This window comes from Pseudidiomarina aestuarii (assembly GCF_048263735.1).
In the GTDB taxonomy this organism is placed as follows: Bacteria; Pseudomonadota; Gammaproteobacteria; order Enterobacterales; family Alteromonadaceae; genus Pseudidiomarina; species Pseudidiomarina aestuarii_B.
Map to the genome: position 1 here is coordinate 353,394 of NZ_JBLXDX010000003.1, position 16,791 is coordinate 370,184.

Sequence of the window (16,791 nt, forward strand, 5' to 3'; positions counted from 1 at the left end):
TTAATTATTCTTTATTTGACAGTGCCTAAGATAAGCGTATACTTGCTCCCGCTAAATAAATTCGGCTGTCTCATTGTGGCCTGTTACGAAGTCTACTGAATGTACCTCGTTTTGTAAGACCCCAGTTATGCACGATTTTTTAGCATTACCCTAGGTTTTAACATGCACTACGAGGATTTTCAGCATGGCAACAGTTACTGGTAAAGTTAAGTTCTTCAACGAAGCTAAAGGCTTTGGTTTCATCGAGCAAGAACAAGGCGCAGACGTATTCGTACATTTCAGCGCGATTCAATCTGACGGTTTCAAAACTTTGGCTGAAGGCCAAACCGTTCAGTTCACTATCGCTCAAGGTCCTAAAGGTCCTCAAGCTGAAAACGTTGTTCCTATGTAAGGAATAGCCGAAATCGCCTCGCGATTTTAGCCAACGAATTCAAATAGAAAGGCCGCTCATTGAGCGGCCTTTTTGTTATTTCTGATCTGGTTGTCTGCGCCGCTTAGCGGCTTCCTTCTCAGCATGAATGAAATCCACATCATCCATCTCAACCTCTGGAATCTCATCGCAGACATTCCCACCCAGTTGATTTACTGCTTGGCATAAATCGGCAACTTTCTGATCCAACACGTGCACATGGTCGAGCATTCGCCCTATTGCTGTGGCTACTGGGTCTGGGTTATCGGCCGAAATAGCGTAGGCATCAAAACCATACTCTTTCGCAATTTCCTCACGACGTTTCACGACTTCTTTGTCTTCTGGCGAACTCGCAACGCGAGCAGGAATTCCCATAACCGTGGTATCCGCTGGAACGTTCTTCACTACCACCGCATTGGAGCCAATACGAGCATTCTGTCCAACTTCAATCGGTCCAAGCACTTTTGCACCCGCACCAATTACCACACCGTTTTTAAGAGTTGGGTGACGTTTACCACGGGCCCAACTGGTGCCGCCTAGCGTTACGCCATGATAAATAGTGACATCATCGCCAATCTCAGCCGTCTCACCAATCACCACGCCCATGCCATGATCGATAAAGAACCGACGCCCAATGCGCGCCCCCGGATGAATCTCAATACCCGTGAACCAGCGTGATAAATGGGAAATCATTCGCGCTAACCAATACCAACGCCAGCGCCACAAGCGATGACTTAAACGGTGCCACCAAATGGCATGCAAGCCCGGGTACGTTGTCAGTACCTCAAAGCTATTGCGAGCGGCTGGGTCGCGTTTGAAAACGCTTTGAATATCTTCGCGCATACGTGCAAACATTGATTGGCTTCGTCCGTCATCTAACTGCGTCTGTAGCGTCATAGTATATCAAGTTCAACGGCTGTGCGTTAATCAACCTGCTAGCTGGGTACTTGGTCGCAGTTGTTATTGACCGTGCCGGTAACTGGAGACTATCTTGGGAGACACCCTAAACCTCGTTTTAAGGACCTTTTATGCGTAAGTATTTAGCGTTAGCCATTGTCGCTGCATGCAGCCAGACAGCATTGGCAGACACCCTAGTGTATGCCGGCACTCTGATTGACGGCACTCAGGCAGAACCAAAATCAAATATGACTGTGGTTATTGATGCCGGAAAAATTACGGCTATTGAAAGTGGATTCCGCCGCGCTGCTGACGGCGATGTGGTAATTGATCGCCGCAATGGCACAGTCATGCCCGGCTTTATTGATATGCATACGCATTTAACGTCGCAAAGCAGCCCTAGTAGTTATATCCAAAGATTCACGAAATCCGCTCCTGACGTGACGATTGATGCTGTGAGATACGCAAACACAACGCTCATGGCAGGGTTCACAACAGTTCGCGATCTCGGCGACTCCTTCAACGCCAGTATTGCGCTACGTAACGCAGTTAATGCAGGAAAAGTGGCCGGCCCACGTATTTATACAGCAGGTAAATCTATCGCTACCACGGGTGGTCATGCCGACCCAACTAATGGTGCGAGAAAGGGATTATACGAATCACCTACACCTGCAGACGGCGTTGCGAACGGACCGTATGAAGCTCGTGAAGCGGTGCGCGCACGGTATCAAGATGGTTCAGACTTGATCAAGCTTACCGTTACCGGTGGCGTATTGAGTGTGGCTAAGAGCGGCCGTAATCCACAGTTTATGGCAGATGAGTTAGAAGCCGTAGTCGCCACAGCCAAAGACTATGACATGAAAGTTACCGTGCATGCTCACGGCAAAGAAGGCATGTTGCGCGCTATTGAGGCTGGCGTTGCGTCAATCGAACACGGCACCTACATGGACGAAGAAGTCATGGACGCAATGAAAGAGAAAGGCGTCTATTACGTACCGACCATTACTGCAGGCCGGTCTGTCGCTGATCGCGCTAAGATTGATGGCTACTTTCCCGAGGTAGTGCGTCCGAAAGCAGCTGAAATTGGCCCGTTGATTCAAGGCACCTTTGCTGAGGCCTATAAAGCTGGTGTGAAAATCGCTTTTGGTACCGATGCAGGTGTGTTTGACCATGGTGAAAACTATCGTGAGTTTGTGTACATGGTTGAAGCTGGTATGCCAGCTCTGGAGGCTATCCGCAGTGCAACTTACGAAGCAGCGCAATTACTCGGTGTCGATGATATCGGTACGATTGAAGTTGGCAAACGTGCTGACGTAGTAGCAGTGAACGGTGACCCACTAGCGGATATTAGCATCCTTGCTGATATCAACTTAGTGGTGAAAGACGGTGTTGTTTATAAGCAATAACAACACTGTCTCTTAAGCAAAATCTCTCAACAGCTGGCGGACGTCTTGAAGAATGACCTCCGCCAGTTCTTTTTCGTAACCTTCGCGTTCTTTATCTAGTTTCTTAATTTCCGTCTTCGGGTATTGCTTGCGCGCTTCGTGAGTTGGCATGTGCTTAATACGCTCGTACATATCATGCAAAGCTGGATACTTAGCAGCATAATCAAGCTTTTCTTGATCCACTCGGTGGTCCAGCAGCACAACAATTCGCAGAGAACCCTCAGACAACGGGCATTGGTCTTGCTCCATAGCTTTTGCAATGGTCACAATACTCTCGTGCAAACGCTCATTACGTTTTGCTATTAACTCTTGCTGACGCGTGTTCTGCCTGCGCAACTGACCCAGCATTCGGCCTGCGTAGAAAGCGAGCACCGCAATAATCACGATACCAACTAGGGCTAAAATCCAAGCCCACATAGGTAGATTAATCTCGCTCATCCTCATCTAACTCCCAGTCATCTTCGTCGTCTGCAAACTCGTCATCAAAGTCGTCTTCGTCTTCATCATCAATCTCGATGCCAAGCTGCTCTGCCAGTTGGTTGAACCTGTCGGTACGTAAATCAACGTACTCAAGTTCACTTGGCGTCAGCTCTTGGTCCGCTTCTAACTTTGCCAACAGCTTTTGTAAACGTGCATCGCTTTGTAATGCATTCAATTCTGCCAACGCAGCAGCCCGGTCAAATAATTTCTGCCGAGCTGGTGTTGGAGCGACTTGGTTCGGATCAACAAGTTGAATCGGCTTCTTACTGCCATGCCGAGGGTCAGCTGAAGACTTTACAGAACTAGTGGTATTGGGCTTCGCGGCCGCGACATTAAACCGACTACCTGGTTTATGCCCTTTATGTGGGCCTGTACGCGTTGCTGGTGCTTTTTTTGATTTCGGCTCAAGTGGCTTTTTACTGGGTGCCAAAGGTCCCGTTGTGCGCGTTTTTTTGCGACGAGTCATAAACTTTCCATGCTGAATAAACGACCAAAGATAATGTTGTTAGTTTAACCGATTTGGAGAATTTCTTCAGAAATAAACGTGGAATGAAAAATTGAGTTCGATATTTCGGTGGGGAAATAAAAAAGGCGATGAAAATCATCGCCTAATTTATTCTCTAATTGTCACACAGCGCACGTGCGATCTTCGAGAACGGTTGTCAACGCCTTCCATGTTATTAATTATACCGTCCATGAGCTTTTTTATTATTATTGTTATTCGTTAAGCGCATTAACCGAGCATTTTATTATTGTTTTTCGCTTGGTTAAAAGTGGCCTCCTGGCCGAGTCATTATTCCCTGGATTATTATTATTATTTGCTTCGGTAGTGCGCCATCCCAGCGTTCTACCTGATTTGCAATGGCATTCAGACTACTGAATCGAGAATTATAATCAATGATTTTTATGATCTAAGAGAATGCTTTTTTATTACTTTTTCTTTTATACGTTGGTTTTACATGGTTTTTTTTGTGTAAAGACCGGCCTCTAGAGACAAAAAAAGCAGCTCGAAAGCTGCTTTTTGTCGCGGTTTAGCGCGATTTTAGTACAATCCAGCGAGGTAGTTCGCCAAAATTTCGATATCTTGGTCGGTCAATTTAGCCGCTACATCACGCATCATTCCGTTCGGATCATTCGCGCGCTCACCGCTGCGGAACATTTCCAGTTGCTGTTGAACGTAAGCTGCATGGTTACCTGATATATCAGGAAACTTCGCTAAGCCCATACCATCGCCACGTGGACCATGACACGCTGCGCAAGCAGTCAAACCACGCGATTCGTCACCAGAGCGATACAGTTTCTGACCTGCTGCAACGACATCTTCAGGTGTTTCGCCTAGCTCGGCGTCCTGTGCGGCGAAGTAAGCCGACAAATCTGCGATATCTTCATCACTCAAGTTCATCGCCTGACCTTGCATGATGGCATTGGCACGACCTTGCTCGCCGTTAGTTTCTGCGGCTAAGCGATAATCCATCAGCTGTTTGGCTAAGTACTCGGCATGCTGACCTGCAATTTTAGGGTACATATCAGAAGGCGAGTTGCCGTTTGGTCCGTGACAAGCTGCGCAGACACCTGCTTTTTCTTGACCCGCTTCGACACTACCTTGCTGAGCCATAGCAAAGCCTGTAAGTCCTACATATAGCCCAACGAACAATGCGATTTTTTTCATGATCGATATCTCTGCTCTGGAATCTTTAACAGACGCTATTTTACACAAAACTACTAAGGATTAAATGCCTAATCATGTTACTATGCGCTTTCTTGAACGGTAACGAAAAATCATGAACGAACGCATCAACTTCCAACCGACATCTTTTCTTATCAGCGCAGCCGATATTCGCCAACTTCCAGCCGACACGGGAGTCGAAATCGCGTTTGCGGGACGTTCGAATGCCGGAAAATCTAGTGCTCTTAATACGCTGACTCGCCAGAAAAGTTTAGCGCGCACTTCAAAAACTCCCGGTCGCACGCAATTGATCAATGTCTTTGAAGTGTCTCCAGAGCGTCGTCTCATTGACTTACCGGGCTATGGTTACGCCAAAGTGCCGATTGCGGTAAAAGAAAAATGGCAGATGGCTCTGAGTGAGTACCTGCAGCGCCGCGAATCTTTGCGTGGCTTAGTGTTACTCATGGATATTCGTCATCCTTACCGCGATGTCGACCAAGAACTACTCTACTGGGCTGCCGAGTCTGGTATTCCGGTACTGATACTCCTTACCAAAGCCGACAAACTCAAGCCAGGTATCCGCAAATCAACGCTCTTAAAAGCGCGTGAAGCGGCTATGGTGTTTGGTGGCGAGGTGACCGTTGAAGTGTTCTCATCGCTGACCAAAATTGGTCTCGCTGAACTCGAAGACCACTTAACTCAATGGTTCACTCAACCGATTGCTGAGCCCGAAGTGGGCGAGCCGGAAGGCGATGACCACGAGTAACGATGCGCCGCCACTGCGTGCATGGTTGTTACTGGGTTTATTAGCCCTGATTTGGGGTGCTTCGTTTTTACTGATCAAGAAAGGGTTGCTAGCCTTTCGTCCTGACCAACTTGCGGCGATTCGAATTGCATCAGCGGGCTTTGTACTTCTTCCTTTTATTCTGCGCCGATTTCGTACAGTACAACGACAACACTGGCCGAAGCTGATTACAGTCGGCATGGTTGGTAGTTTTATCCCAGCCTTCTTGTTTGCATTCGCACAAACCCAAATCGCTAGCGGTGTTACCGGTGTACTCAACACCTTTACACCGCTGGCAACACTGATTATCGGCGTTCTGTTATTCAAACAAACATCACGACTGCAGCAATGGCTGGGAATTGTTATTGGTATGGCGGGAACTATTTTATTGGTGACTGCTTCAGCTTCTGGTGAGCTTGCTTTTAATGCATATGGTCTACTGATACTGGTCGCAACGGTCTGCTATGGACTCAACCTCAATCTCATCAAACACAAGATTTCTGACCTAGGTGCCCTCACAATAACAGGTGTCTCACTGTTTTTGGTGGCGCCGCCCGCGGCTATCTACTTGTTTTTTGGCACACCATTTCTCGATCAGACAACTGACCCACAATTCACATTCGCTTTGATTGCGGTATTAGCGCTTGGAGTTATTGGTACTGCTGGGGCGTTAATTATCTTTAATACCGTTGTCAAAATGTCCGATACGACATTCACAAGTTCCGTGACCTATCTGATACCAGTAGTTGCTTTAATACTTGGGGTTGCCGATGGTGAGCCATTCTTCTTGCAACATGCACTTGGCATGGCAGCCATACTCAGCGGTGTCTGGATTGCGAATCGGAAAAGAAAAAGCCCGGCATAAGCCGGGCGAAAATACATCTTACAATCCAGGGAGAGAGAACATCTCTTCGAAAGGTTAAACGGACAAAACACTCGTTTAATGCGCCTTTCATAAATTCAGACTGGCGCTCTTTACAAAAGTTCAGAAATCCCTGTTCTTTTTTTCGCCAACCTCATATCCCACTGATTTAATTAATTATTTAATGTGCTTCGTCCCAATTATTTCCAACGCCAGCCTCGGCAATCAGAGGAACTTTCAAGGTTACCGCCTGCTCCATGACCTCAACCAGTTTGGCTTGGAATGATTCTAAAACATCTTCACGGACTTCAAACACCAGTTCATCGTGAACCTGCATGATCATGTATACCTCACCGTCATTTGCAGCGCTCGCCAAGTAATCCGCGACGTCGATCATGGCACGCTTAATGATGTCAGCTGCGGAGCCCTGCATCGGCGCATTAATAGCGGCACGTTCAGCTGCTTTGCGGCGAGCACCGTTCTGCGCTCGAATTTCTGGCAAGTGCAGGCGGCGACCAAAAATCGTTTCGACAAAACCGTCGCGTTTCGCTTGCTGGCGAGTCTTCTCCATATACTCCAGAACCCCGGGGAAACGTTCGAAGTACTTATCCATATACTGCTGCGCTTCATGGCGTGGAATATCGAGTTGTCGCGATAAACCAAATGCGCTCATTCCGTAAATCAGACCAAAGTTGACGGCTTTCGCACGCCGCCGCTGCTCGGTCGTGACTTGCTCTAACTGAACACCAAATACCTCAGCTGCCGTAGCGGCGTGAATATCGCGACCTTTGCTGAAAGCATCGACTAACTGTGGATCGGACGACAGGTGCGCCATGATTCGCAGCTCAATTTGACTGTAATCGATGGCCATAATTTTGTATCCCTGCGGCGCCGTGAAGGCCTGCCGAACGCGGCGTCCTTCGGCGGTCCGAATCGGAATATTCTGCAAGTTCGGATCACTTGATGACAAACGCCCCGTTGCCGTTACAGCTTGATGATAAGAGGTATGCACACGATGTGTTTCCGAATTCATCATTTTGGGAAGTTTGTCGGTATAGGTGGACTTAAGCTTGCTCAAACCTCGATGCTGCATGATGACATCTGGCAATGGATAGTCGTGCGCGAGCTCTTGCAATACTTCTTCAGCGGTTGAAGGGGCTCCTTTCGGGGTCTTCTTTATAATCGGCAACTGCAATTCTTCAAATAGAATTTCTTGTAATTGCTTCGGCGAGCCCAAATTGAATTCTCGTCCGGCAATCGTAAACGCTTTGTCTTCCAATTCTTTTAGCTTTGCGGCTATTTCTTTGCTTTGTGCAGCCAATAAATTGGCATCAATTTGCACGCCATGCTGTTCCATGTCGATCAAAATGGGGACGAGTGGTAATTCAATGTAGGTAAGCACGCGCTTGAGGCTGGGTACCGCTGACACCTCTTCCCATAGCCTCTCATGCAACTGCAGCGTAACATCGGCATCTTCTGCTGCATACGGTGCCGCTTCTTCTAAAGCGATCTGATTAAAGGTGATTTGCTTTGCACCTTTACCGGCAATATCTTCGAATTTGATTGGATTATGTCCGAGGTATTGCAGACTTAACGTATCCATATCGTGGCGCGAACCCACGCTATTAAATACATACGACGCCAACATGGTGTCATTTGCAATACCCGCTAAACGGATTCCGTAGCGGCGCAAAATATGGCCATCGTATTTGAGATTCTGACCAATTTTGCCGGGTTTGTCGGACTCGAGTAGTGGTTTCAGTTGTTCGAGTACATAGTCGCGTGACAATTGGTCAGGCGCACCTGGGTAATCATGGGCAACCGGCACATAAGCCGCTTTGCCTGCTTCAATCGCAAAAGAAACACCAACCAACTCGGCTTCCATGTAATTCAAACTGGTGGTTTCGGTATCAAATGCAAATGCGTCGGCTTGTTGCAGCTGCTTAATCCACTCAGAAAACGTTTCTTTGTCATAGATAGTCACATAATCATCGTGCTTGATTGGCTGCTCAAGCAAGGAGCCTTGGCTCGGCTGACTGCTACTGGAATTCGATGACCTTGCAGTCACTGGTCCTTGCTCTGCCAACTCAGCTAGCCAACGGCGGAATTCGCATTGGGTATAAAGCTCTTGGAGTTGATCCGCATTCGGCTCTTGAATAATCAGTGCGGCAGGCTTTAGATCGAGCGGTACATCCAACTTAATGGTGGCAAGTTCCTTCGACATGCTCAAAATATCTGCATGCTCTTTGAGCTTCTCTGGCATGGTTTTTGCGCCGCGAAAGTTCAGCTCGGCAATCTTTTCCGGATTTGCCAGCATCGCATCAATAGAGCCCATACCCTGTAGCATCGCTAGCGCGGTCTTTTCACCTACTTTGGGAAGCCCGGGAATATTGTCGGAGCTGTCACCCATCAGCGACAACAGATCAATCATTTGTTCTGGCTTGATACCGTATTTATCGACAACACCATCGGCATCTAGCAACGTATCTGTCATGGTGTTAATGAGCATGACATGGTCGTTCACAAGCTGAGCCATGTCCTTATCACCCGTGCTAATAAGCGTGAACCGCCCTTCATCACCGGCTTGCTGCGCTAAGGTTCCAATTACGTCATCAGCCTCGACCCCTTCGATGCACAGTAACGGCAGGCCGAGTGCTTTCACTATCGCATGCAGAGGCTTGATCTGACTGCGCAGATCATCCGGCATAGGCGGACGATTGCCCTTGTAATCGGAGTAGATTTCATTTCGGAACGTCGGACCTTTGGCGTCAAAAACGACTGCCATGTGTGTCGGGTTGTACTTTTTAATCAGGCTCCGCAGCATATTTACGACACCGTAAATAGCTCCAGTCGGTTCGCCGGCTGAATTCGTCAGATGCGGAGGCGCGTAAAATGCGCGGAATAAATAGGACGACCCATCGACCAAAATAAATGGATTTTCGGGCACTTGTGCGACCATAAGATTCTCTTGCTACTCGTTGCTATTCGCGGGTTTAAAGTACGTGGCGCTAGCATGCCATAGGGACGAGTTTGGTGCTAGTCAGGGATTGGTTAGAAATGTGGGTAACATGTGGATAAGTCTGTGCATGAACGACTTATTGCATCAGCGAAAGATCAAAGATCTCTGATGTGAAATGCTTTAAATTGTGTTGAAAAACAAGGGGTTGCGAGTCTTTACGATAACCCCAAACAGCTTTATTTTTCTTATGTTTCAGTTGTGGAAACTGATTTACTGCACCTGACTCGGAAAGTGTACTTGCTAACAGCGAAGACTGTTCGAGTCGGTTAATAAGACTATCACAACGTGAGCTGAAAGCTAGCCCGTTTAGCAGATTTTTTAGAACAATTATTGCGCAAATATCCGATTCGATAGACGCAAAAGGAATCAACAATTGTGGTAAGTTGCTATATACTGCTTGTCATATCTATCTGGTAAAAGCGGTAATATAACCTACGCTGAAAGCAGAGAGCGGTTTACACCTATGGAATTGACGGTCATGAAGCTGACGAAAGAAGAGCTACAACAACTTGAGGATTACGAGCGACGTCGTATTGCGTTGAATCAATCCGAATGGTGGGAGCGTCTATCCATGGACCAGAAGTTTGGTGTCTATCAGCTCCAAAAGTTCGGTTATGACCTCGCCTTTATCCGTAACAATGCCGAAGTTGGCCCTATTGCTGTTGTCCGTCGTGGCCACGAATTTGCGACAGTGAATAGCGAAGGCGATGTGGATCTAAGCCCGGATATTGTCATCCGCGACTAACTATTCAGTAACTCGGCTCGCACACGTCTTAATACCTCATCGGTGTCAGGCAACTGCCCCGCATGCCAGAGTGCAAACGATAGTGCCGCTTGCTCCACCAACATACCCAATCCGTCTGCGCATGCTGTTGCGCCTGCTTTCGAAGCCTGCTGAATAAACTGTGTAGGCGTTTTCGCATACATCATGTCGTAACAGAGCCGACTCTTGCTCAGCAACCCGTTCGATAAGGGTAAAGTGACTTTTTGTAGCGATGCCGAAGTTGCATTGATGACAATATAATCGTGTGCCGACAGCCCATCGAGGTCCTGCCAACTCGCATAAGCAAGTGGCAAATCAGCATTCGATCGCACAAGTTCTTGCGCTTTTGGTAGCGTCCGATTCGCAATGACCACACGTTCTATACCGGCCTCGCATAGAGGTGCTAGCACGCCGCGAGCGGCCCCTCCAGCACCGAGAATTACCGCATGTAAGCCCGTCAAAGATGACAGTTCCAACTGACGCTTGAGATCAGCGACCAAACCGTAGCCATCCGTGTTATCACCCAAAATTTGACCATGACCGAGAGGTATCAAAGTATTGACGGCGCCAGCCCGGGCTGCACGTTCGGTTTGATGCGTGACCAACTGCGCCGCAGCTGTTTTAAAAGGGACCGTTACATTCGCACCTGCTCCACCGCAGCGAAAAAATTCGGCGACCGCAGCAGCAAACTGAGCCGGCGATGTTAAACTACACGTGTACTCTAAATCCTTCACTTGGAGCTGTTGTGCAAACAAGCCATGAATGAATGGAGATAGACTGTGTTGAACGGGATTTCCAAAAACGGTAAAGCGAGCCATGTTGTCATTTCTCAAAAAGTCGAGCGCACCGCAAGGGCCGCGTAGTTTGTACGATCAGTTGGGAGGCGAACCAGCCGTCCGAGCTATCGCTGAACGTTTCTACGATATCATGGAAACTGATCCGCGCGCGGCAGATTTACTGGCTCTACATCCCCAACCGCTCAACACGATTCGGCAAAAGTTCTTTGAATTCTTGAGCGGCTGGTTTGGCGGTCCTGCATTATTTGAGGAAAAATATGGCCACCCGCGGCTGCGCGCTCGCCACTTACCATTTCAAATTGATATCGCCATGCGTGATCAATGGTTATTGTGCATGTACCAAGTGCTTGATGAACAAGTCACCGACTCTCTATTAAAAATGCAATTGCGGCAGCAATTTACCGCATTAGCGCACCACATGATCAATAGCGACTAGCCTACAACTCGTTCAGCCAGTCGCGCGCATGCAGATAATCTGAATAAAGTTTTGCTTCCCGCGTTCCGGGCTCAGGTTGATAGCCATATTCCCAGCGCGCTAATGGTGGCATCGACATTAAAATCGATTCTGTGCGACCGCCGGTCTGAAGACCAAACAAAGTTCCGCGGTCCCAAACCAAATTGAACTCAACATAACGCCCGCGACGATAGAGTTGGAATTCTCGTTCGCGCTCGCCATACGGACTGTCCTTACGCCGTTCGATAATCGGCAGATAGGCTTCCAAATAAGCATCGCCAACCGCACGAGTGATAGCGAAGCATTCTTCAAAACTACGATCATTGAGGTCATCAAAGAAGAGCCCGCCAACACCTCTCGTTTCGCCACGATGCTTGAGATAGAAATACTCATCGCACCAAGTTTTATAGGCTGGATAAAGCTCTGGACCAAACGGATCGAGTGCTGCTTTTGCCACTTGGTGCCAGTGCTTAATATCCTCATCATTCGGATAAAATGGCGTCAGGTCGAAACCGCCACCAAACCACCACACCGGCTCTGCGCCCTCTTTCTCAGCAATAAAAAAGCGAACATTGGCATGACTGGTAGGAATATATGGATTGCGAGGATGTTGCACTAATGACACACCACAGGCGTTAAAATTACGTCCAGCGAGTTCAGGCCGGTGAGCTGTTGCAGATGCCGGCATTTGTTCACCAAATACATGCGAATAGCCAACGCCACCTTGCTCAAGCACAGCGCCATTGCGAAGTACCCGCGAGCGGCCACCGCCGCCGCCAGGACGCTGCCAACTCTCTTCGGCAAAATCTGCGCCGCCATCGGCAGCGGCTAAACCTGCACAGATACGATCTTGCAGATCCATCAGATACGCGTTTACTTGAGTGAGCATCTCGTTTTGCATGGTGGTTGGGGTTCCTCTTTCAATCGGTACAACTAGAAATTTTAGCGGAAAACGTAATCAATCCCGAATAACGGTGCCTGTTATGGGATCAACAATCTTCGATGGCTTGGTTGCGCCACCCAGCGGCGCATCCATCACCCACGCTACCCCATCACCAAACTGATCACGAATGGCTTGAGCGGACGTTAACGTCGGTTGGCCGGTAATGTTGGCACTGGTGGAGACTATTGCGCTACCGAGTGCTTTGCAGAGCTGCCGAGCCGGTTCAAACGCGGTAACTCGCACCGCAATTTGCTGATATTGACCACGCAACCATTCTGGCACGTTAGCAGCAGCAGGGAGTAATAAGGTTATGGGGCCAGGCCAGTGCGAAAAGACACTAAAGCGTTTGTCTTGAGGGATGGCTCTGTCGTCAACAAAGGCAACGGCTTGACTATAGTCAGCCGCAAGTATGATGAGACCTTTGTCTTGTGGGCGTTGCTTCAATGCTAACAACTTCTCTACTGCGGCTTGATTACGCGGATCACAACCCAGTCCGTACACCGCTTCCGTTGGATAAGCTAATATTTCACCTGCACGAAAGGCCTCGCGCGCAGCTTCCCAATTGGTATCCACAGCTCGATACTCCCTGAACTCACTTATGGAATTCGCTTATTGAATAGACGATTTATATGAGCACGATTCACTCGCACAAACCAATCGCTCGCCGGCTGCCGTTCGCTTCTTTAAAAGCAACGCAAAACCGCAATCGGGACAGGATTGTGCCACAGGCGGAAGATTAACCGAAAATTTGCAGAGTGGGTACTGATCACAGGCATAAAATGAATTACCGAAGCGGCTCGTTTTCTGTACGAGTTTGCCGTCTTCACACACAGGACAATGCACGTCCGTGCCCGGATCAAAGTCCGCGGCAGTCATGTAATCACAGTTAGGATAGCCGCTACAGCCCACAAATAGGCCGTAGCGCCCCTTTTTGAGTTGCAGTTCTTTTTGACACCGGGGGCAAGGAACGCCCAGTGGTTGTGGTTCGAAGTGTGTGTCGGTGGTCATTTAATGCAGTAGACCTTCCGGCTCCTCAAACAACAATCCCTCCATTTGATCGTAAGCATCTTCATGGCCTGGTACATTAAACAAGACCATCAAAATAACCCACTTCAAATCATCCAGAGAAAATTGCGGGGTATCTAGTTCCATAACACGGTCGACGACCATTTCACGCGTGGTGAAATCGAGGACTCCCAAATTCTCTAGATACAAGAGAAAACCGCGACTCTGTACATCCAGTCGCGCCACTTCTTCGGTCGTGTACACACGTGTAGCACTATTCGGCGAACGATTCAGATAAGGTTTCGTCTCGCTTTCTTGTAAGTCTGCAAGACGTTCTAACCACGCCAAAGCTTTATGGATCTCTTGCCGATGGAAACCGGCGCGAGTTAACTCATCCGTTAGCTCGTCGTGATTAACAACCACTTCCATATCCGAGTGAATATAGTTCTCGAACAGGTACATGAGGATATCAAACATCGTTAGCGCCTCCCCATTTTCATATAACCACCAGAAACTGAAGTCACCCACCCTTCTAATTCTAATAACACCAACTGCTCGGTAACAATTGCAGCCGGTAGTCCACTGCGAGCTACGATGGTGTCGATTGGTGTGACCTCATTTCCCACATTAGCCAACAATTCTAGGTTTGCCAAGCTACCCGTCGAGTTATTTTCGCCCATATTCAACAATGTGGGGACGCTGCGTTGGATATTCAACTCGCTCAAAATATCGTCGACGGAGGTCACCAGTGCTGCACCCTCTTGAATTACCTTAAGATTACCGCTGCAGCTCGCGTCCCAAATGGATCCTGGCAACGCCATTACACTACGATTTTGCTCTAAGCCTTGGCGTGCAGTAATTAAGGTCCCGCTGCGTAATTTCGCTTCAATAACCAGCACGCCACGACTTAATCCACTTAGTATACGGTTGCGCCGCGGAAAATGATTGCTGCGGATTTTCACTCCGGGAGCGAACTCCGACACTAATAGCCCTTGTTGAGCGATTCGCTGCTGTAATTGTCGATGCTTGGGTGGGTAGACAATATCCGGTCCACAGCCGAGTACTGCCAGAGTATTGCCGTACTCCAACGCTGACTTATGTGCGGCGCCGTCAATGCCACCAGCCAAACCACTGGAAACCAGAATGCCATTACGGGTTAGATCGGCTGCAAATAACGTCGCCGCCTGCAAGCCAGCCTCACTAGCCATGCGGCTTCCGATTACAGCGACTTGCGGTTGCTCCAGGAGCTCACAGTCACCATGCAAATACAGAACCAAAGGTGGATCGGGGATATTACGGAGTGATTCAGGATAGTTTGGTTGCCACCAGTGTAATAAATGATGGTCTTCGTGCGCCAGCCATCGCTGTGCGTGCCGTTGATAAGCTGGTGGGGGTGGCTCAACCTCGCGAACTGCGGCTTCAACCGCGGCGAGAGTACTGAGTAAGCGAAGTCTTTTTTGAAGTGCTTTCTTACTGACACTGACAGTCATCAGCAACGCTAATAAAGCTGCATCCATGCAATTTTCCGTTTCAAAGTTGGCCTCTACGGCTGGGCTGACGTCCTGTCGGCCCGACTCAATTCACTGACGTTCTTATAACTGCATCGGCAACACTTCAGCGCCAATGCTCAACCATTCATTCGAGCGCAGCACAATCGCAAAGCTCGTAGTTGCTTGGGTATTGATAATCATGAGTTCTGATGTGGTGTGTGCAGGCAATTGCATGGTGGCACGCCAGTAGCGTGACAACGCATCACTGGCTTTGGTTTCCCGAACCGCTTCTGGAGCATCGCCATCCATGAAGATTTCGGTGCCTGGGCGAATCGCTCGATACATTTGCCCAGCCTCAACGCCATCTCGCTCGCCAAAGTTCAGTACGACAATATCCCACTTGCCTTGCTGCTGCCGCTCATTAAGTGAGGCAACGATGGCACCGGTTGCTTGTCCGGATGCAGGTACTAGCATTTCCGGCATCTCGAACTGCTGCGCTTCAACCACCCGATCACCGCGACGAATCTCACGTTGAGGACGGATAATTTCCATCTCAGTCATATCGCGCTGTTGCATCAGAACACGAGCATCACCAATGTGACGGAGTAATACAACATCATCTAATCGTTTCACTGGCGTCAAAATTTGATACTTCACATCGGGTAATTGACCCGTCACGAATACTGGCATCATGCCATTGACTCGTGGTGCTGAGCGATTATCGCCTAATACTTGAGGCGCTTGTTCATATTGCGACTCACTGAAAACGCTGTGGGCAGTAATGAACGGTTCGATGAGCTCGCTTGGGAACATGCGTAGTGCATTCCCTTTCGGCTCAATAACACCTTCAGGTAAAACGGTTTTCGTTACTTTGCGAGAGAGTGTCGGACGGCCATCAACCCAACTGAGATAAAGTTTGTCACCTGGATATATGAGGTGTGGATTATCGACCGACTCATTCACGCGCCATAATTCGGTCCATAACCATGGGTCATCAAGATAAAAACCTGCGATATCCCACAATGTATCGCCTTTCTTCACCACATACTCAGCAGGCGCGTCTTCTTTCAGACGCAAGATGTCACCGCTGCTTGTCGACTGGGCGTAGGCTGACATTGCCGAGCCTGCGCTAGCAAGCAGCAAAAAACCGATAACCGCAATCGTGGATAATCGCCAACTGGCCATGATGACCTCCGTTGTAAACCCGTGTGTTCATCCTCAAATTACGTTAAAATTAGCAAAGATGAAACTAGCGAATGAAAGGTTATGCATAAATTAACAATTTTAAAATATCCTGACGAGCGGTTGCGTACCGTAGCAGAGCCCGTAACTGAAGTTGACGATGCCATGCGCAAGCAAATCGATGACATGCTGGAAACCATGTATGAGTCGAACGGCGTTGGCCTAGCGGCAACCCAAGTGAATTTTCACAAGCGCTTGTTTGTTGCTGACTGCAGTGAAGATCAGAATGAACCTCTGGTGTTTATCAATCCAGAGATTACAGAGAAAGAAGGCCTTTTCACTAATGAGGAAGGTTGCCTATCTTTCCCAGGCGTCTACGCCAAGGTAGAACGCGCTGGTACGGTTACCGTAAAAGCGTTAGATCGCAACGGTGCTGAGTTCACTCTGACCACTGATGGCCTGCTGGCAATCTGCATTCAACACGAACTCGACCATTTGAATGGCAAGCTTTTTGTCGACTATTTGTCACCGCTGAAGCGTGACCGCATTCGTAAAAAGCTTGAGAAAGAAGCACGATTAGCGGCAGCTAACTAAG

Annotated in this window: 19 protein-coding genes; 7 read left to right on the top strand and 12 right to left on the bottom strand. The window is 48.5% G+C overall.

Translation table 11 applies throughout. The annotated features are described in order from the left end of the window. Window positions 1-184: 184 nt before the first annotated feature. Entirely contained in the window at window positions 185-391 is a 207-nt protein-coding gene (locus tag ACN0S4_RS08785) for a cold-shock protein (RefSeq protein WP_169930803.1), read from the top strand. A 75-nt stretch (window positions 392-466) separates the two neighbouring features. On the opposite strand, the gene cysE is transcribed toward ACN0S4_RS08785, so the two are convergent. Beyond that, window positions 467-1,264, bottom strand: coding sequence for a serine O-acetyltransferase (gene cysE / locus ACN0S4_RS08790; RefSeq protein WP_417657314.1), 798 nt, complete (start codon window positions 1,262-1,264; stop codon window positions 467-469). 173 nt (window positions 1,265-1,437) lie between these two features. Here cysE and ACN0S4_RS08795 point away from each other — a divergent pair, with 173 nt between their 5' ends. Next, window positions 1,438-2,712 carry an amidohydrolase family protein gene (locus ACN0S4_RS08795; RefSeq protein ID WP_417657315.1) on the top strand — a complete coding sequence of 425 codons (1,275 nt, stop codon included), beginning with the start codon at window positions 1,438-1,440 and terminating at the stop codon, window positions 2,710-2,712. 12 nt (window positions 2,713-2,724) lie between these two features. Here the strand turns inward: ACN0S4_RS08795 and ACN0S4_RS08800 are convergent, their stop codons facing one another. The 3 genes from ACN0S4_RS08800 to ACN0S4_RS08810 all read right to left on the bottom strand — a co-directional run bounded on the left by ACN0S4_RS08800 (window position 2,725) and on the right by ACN0S4_RS08810 (window position 4,900). Beyond that, window positions 2,725-3,189, bottom strand: a complete 465-nt coding sequence (locus tag ACN0S4_RS08800; protein WP_417657316.1) for a DUF2489 domain-containing protein — start codon at window positions 3,187-3,189, stop codon at window positions 2,725-2,727. After that, window positions 3,176-3,697 carry a Der GTPase-activating protein YihI gene (gene yihI, locus ACN0S4_RS08805; protein ID WP_417657317.1) on the bottom strand — a complete coding sequence of 174 codons (522 nt, stop codon included), beginning with the start codon at window positions 3,695-3,697 and terminating at the stop codon, window positions 3,176-3,178. The genes ACN0S4_RS08800 and yihI overlap by 14 nt, the downstream gene beginning before the upstream one ends. Before the next feature lie 576 nt (window positions 3,698-4,273). After that, window positions 4,274-4,900, bottom strand: coding sequence for a c-type cytochrome (locus tag ACN0S4_RS08810; protein ID WP_417657318.1), 627 nt, complete (start codon window positions 4,898-4,900; stop codon window positions 4,274-4,276). Window positions 4,901-5,009: 109 nt separating this feature from the next. Here ACN0S4_RS08810 and yihA point away from each other — a divergent pair, with 109 nt between their 5' ends. After that, window positions 5,010-5,663 carry a ribosome biogenesis GTP-binding protein YihA/YsxC gene (gene yihA / locus ACN0S4_RS08815; protein WP_417657466.1) on the top strand — a complete coding sequence of 218 codons (654 nt, stop codon included), beginning with the start codon at window positions 5,010-5,012 and terminating at the stop codon, window positions 5,661-5,663. Continuing rightward, window positions 5,650-6,546 (top strand): DMT family transporter, encoded by an 897-nt coding sequence (locus ACN0S4_RS08820; RefSeq protein WP_417657319.1) that lies wholly within the window; start codon window positions 5,650-5,652, stop codon window positions 6,544-6,546. Before yihA ends, ACN0S4_RS08820 begins: the two co-directional genes overlap by 14 nt. Window positions 6,547-6,724: 178 nt before the next feature. Here the strand turns inward: ACN0S4_RS08820 and polA are convergent, their stop codons facing one another. Continuing rightward, window positions 6,725-9,502, bottom strand: a complete 2,778-nt coding sequence (gene polA / locus ACN0S4_RS08825; RefSeq protein ID WP_417657320.1) for a DNA polymerase I — start codon at window positions 9,500-9,502, stop codon at window positions 6,725-6,727. 538 nt (window positions 9,503-10,040) lie between these two features. Here polA and ACN0S4_RS08830 point away from each other — a divergent pair. Continuing rightward, a complete protein-coding gene (locus ACN0S4_RS08830; protein WP_417657321.1) occupies window positions 10,041-10,307 on the top strand; it encodes a hypothetical protein in 267 nt (88 codons plus the stop codon). On the opposite strand, the gene aroE is transcribed toward ACN0S4_RS08830, so the two are convergent. Continuing rightward, window positions 10,304-11,143 carry a shikimate dehydrogenase gene (aroE, locus tag ACN0S4_RS08835; protein WP_417657322.1) on the bottom strand — a complete coding sequence of 280 codons (840 nt, stop codon included), beginning with the start codon at window positions 11,141-11,143 and terminating at the stop codon, window positions 10,304-10,306. The two genes, ACN0S4_RS08830 and aroE, sit on opposite strands and share 4 nt — an antisense overlap. Between aroE and ACN0S4_RS08840 the strand changes: the two genes are divergently transcribed. Continuing rightward, entirely contained in the window at window positions 11,142-11,558 is a 417-nt protein-coding gene (locus ACN0S4_RS08840; RefSeq protein WP_417657323.1) for a group II truncated hemoglobin, read from the top strand. The two genes, aroE and ACN0S4_RS08840, sit on opposite strands and share 2 nt — an antisense overlap. 1 nt (window position 11,559) lies before the next feature. Here ACN0S4_RS08840 and hemF read toward each other — a convergent pair whose 3' ends face one another. The 6 genes from hemF to ACN0S4_RS08870 all read right to left on the bottom strand — a co-directional run bounded on the left by hemF (window position 11,560) and on the right by ACN0S4_RS08870 (window position 16,199). Further along, complete coding sequence (gene hemF, locus ACN0S4_RS08845) at window positions 11,560-12,477, bottom strand: oxygen-dependent coproporphyrinogen oxidase (protein ID WP_417657324.1); 918 nt, start codon at window positions 12,475-12,477, stop codon at window positions 11,560-11,562. Between the two features lie 57 nt (window positions 12,478-12,534). Further along, window positions 12,535-13,092: an L-threonylcarbamoyladenylate synthase gene (locus ACN0S4_RS08850; RefSeq protein ID WP_417657325.1), complete on the bottom strand. Its 558-nt coding sequence runs from the start codon at window positions 13,090-13,092 to the stop codon at window positions 12,535-12,537. A 36-nt stretch (window positions 13,093-13,128) separates the two neighbouring features. Further along, on the bottom strand, window positions 13,129-13,527 hold the full coding sequence (locus tag ACN0S4_RS08855; RefSeq protein WP_169930814.1) for a type I DNA topoisomerase: 399 nt from the start codon (window positions 13,525-13,527) through the stop codon (window positions 13,129-13,131). Then, the gene (locus tag ACN0S4_RS08860) at window positions 13,528-14,001 is read right to left on the bottom strand and encodes a DUF494 family protein (protein ID WP_169930815.1); all 474 of its coding nucleotides are present in this window, start codon (window positions 13,999-14,001) and stop codon (window positions 13,528-13,530) included. A gap of 2 nt (window positions 14,002-14,003) precedes the next feature. Continuing rightward, complete coding sequence (dprA, locus tag ACN0S4_RS08865; RefSeq protein ID WP_417657326.1) at window positions 14,004-15,041, bottom strand: DNA-processing protein DprA; 1,038 nt, start codon at window positions 15,039-15,041, stop codon at window positions 14,004-14,006. Window positions 15,042-15,116: 75 nt separating this feature from the next. Further along, window positions 15,117-16,199 (bottom strand): LysM peptidoglycan-binding domain-containing protein, encoded by a 1,083-nt coding sequence (locus ACN0S4_RS08870; protein ID WP_417657327.1) that lies wholly within the window; start codon window positions 16,197-16,199, stop codon window positions 15,117-15,119. 81 nt (window positions 16,200-16,280) lie between these two features. On the opposite strand from ACN0S4_RS08870, the gene def reads away from it, so the two are divergent. Next, a complete protein-coding gene (def, locus tag ACN0S4_RS08875) occupies window positions 16,281-16,790 on the top strand; it encodes a peptide deformylase (RefSeq protein WP_417657328.1) in 510 nt (169 codons plus the stop codon). Window position 16,791 lies beyond the last annotated feature (1 nt).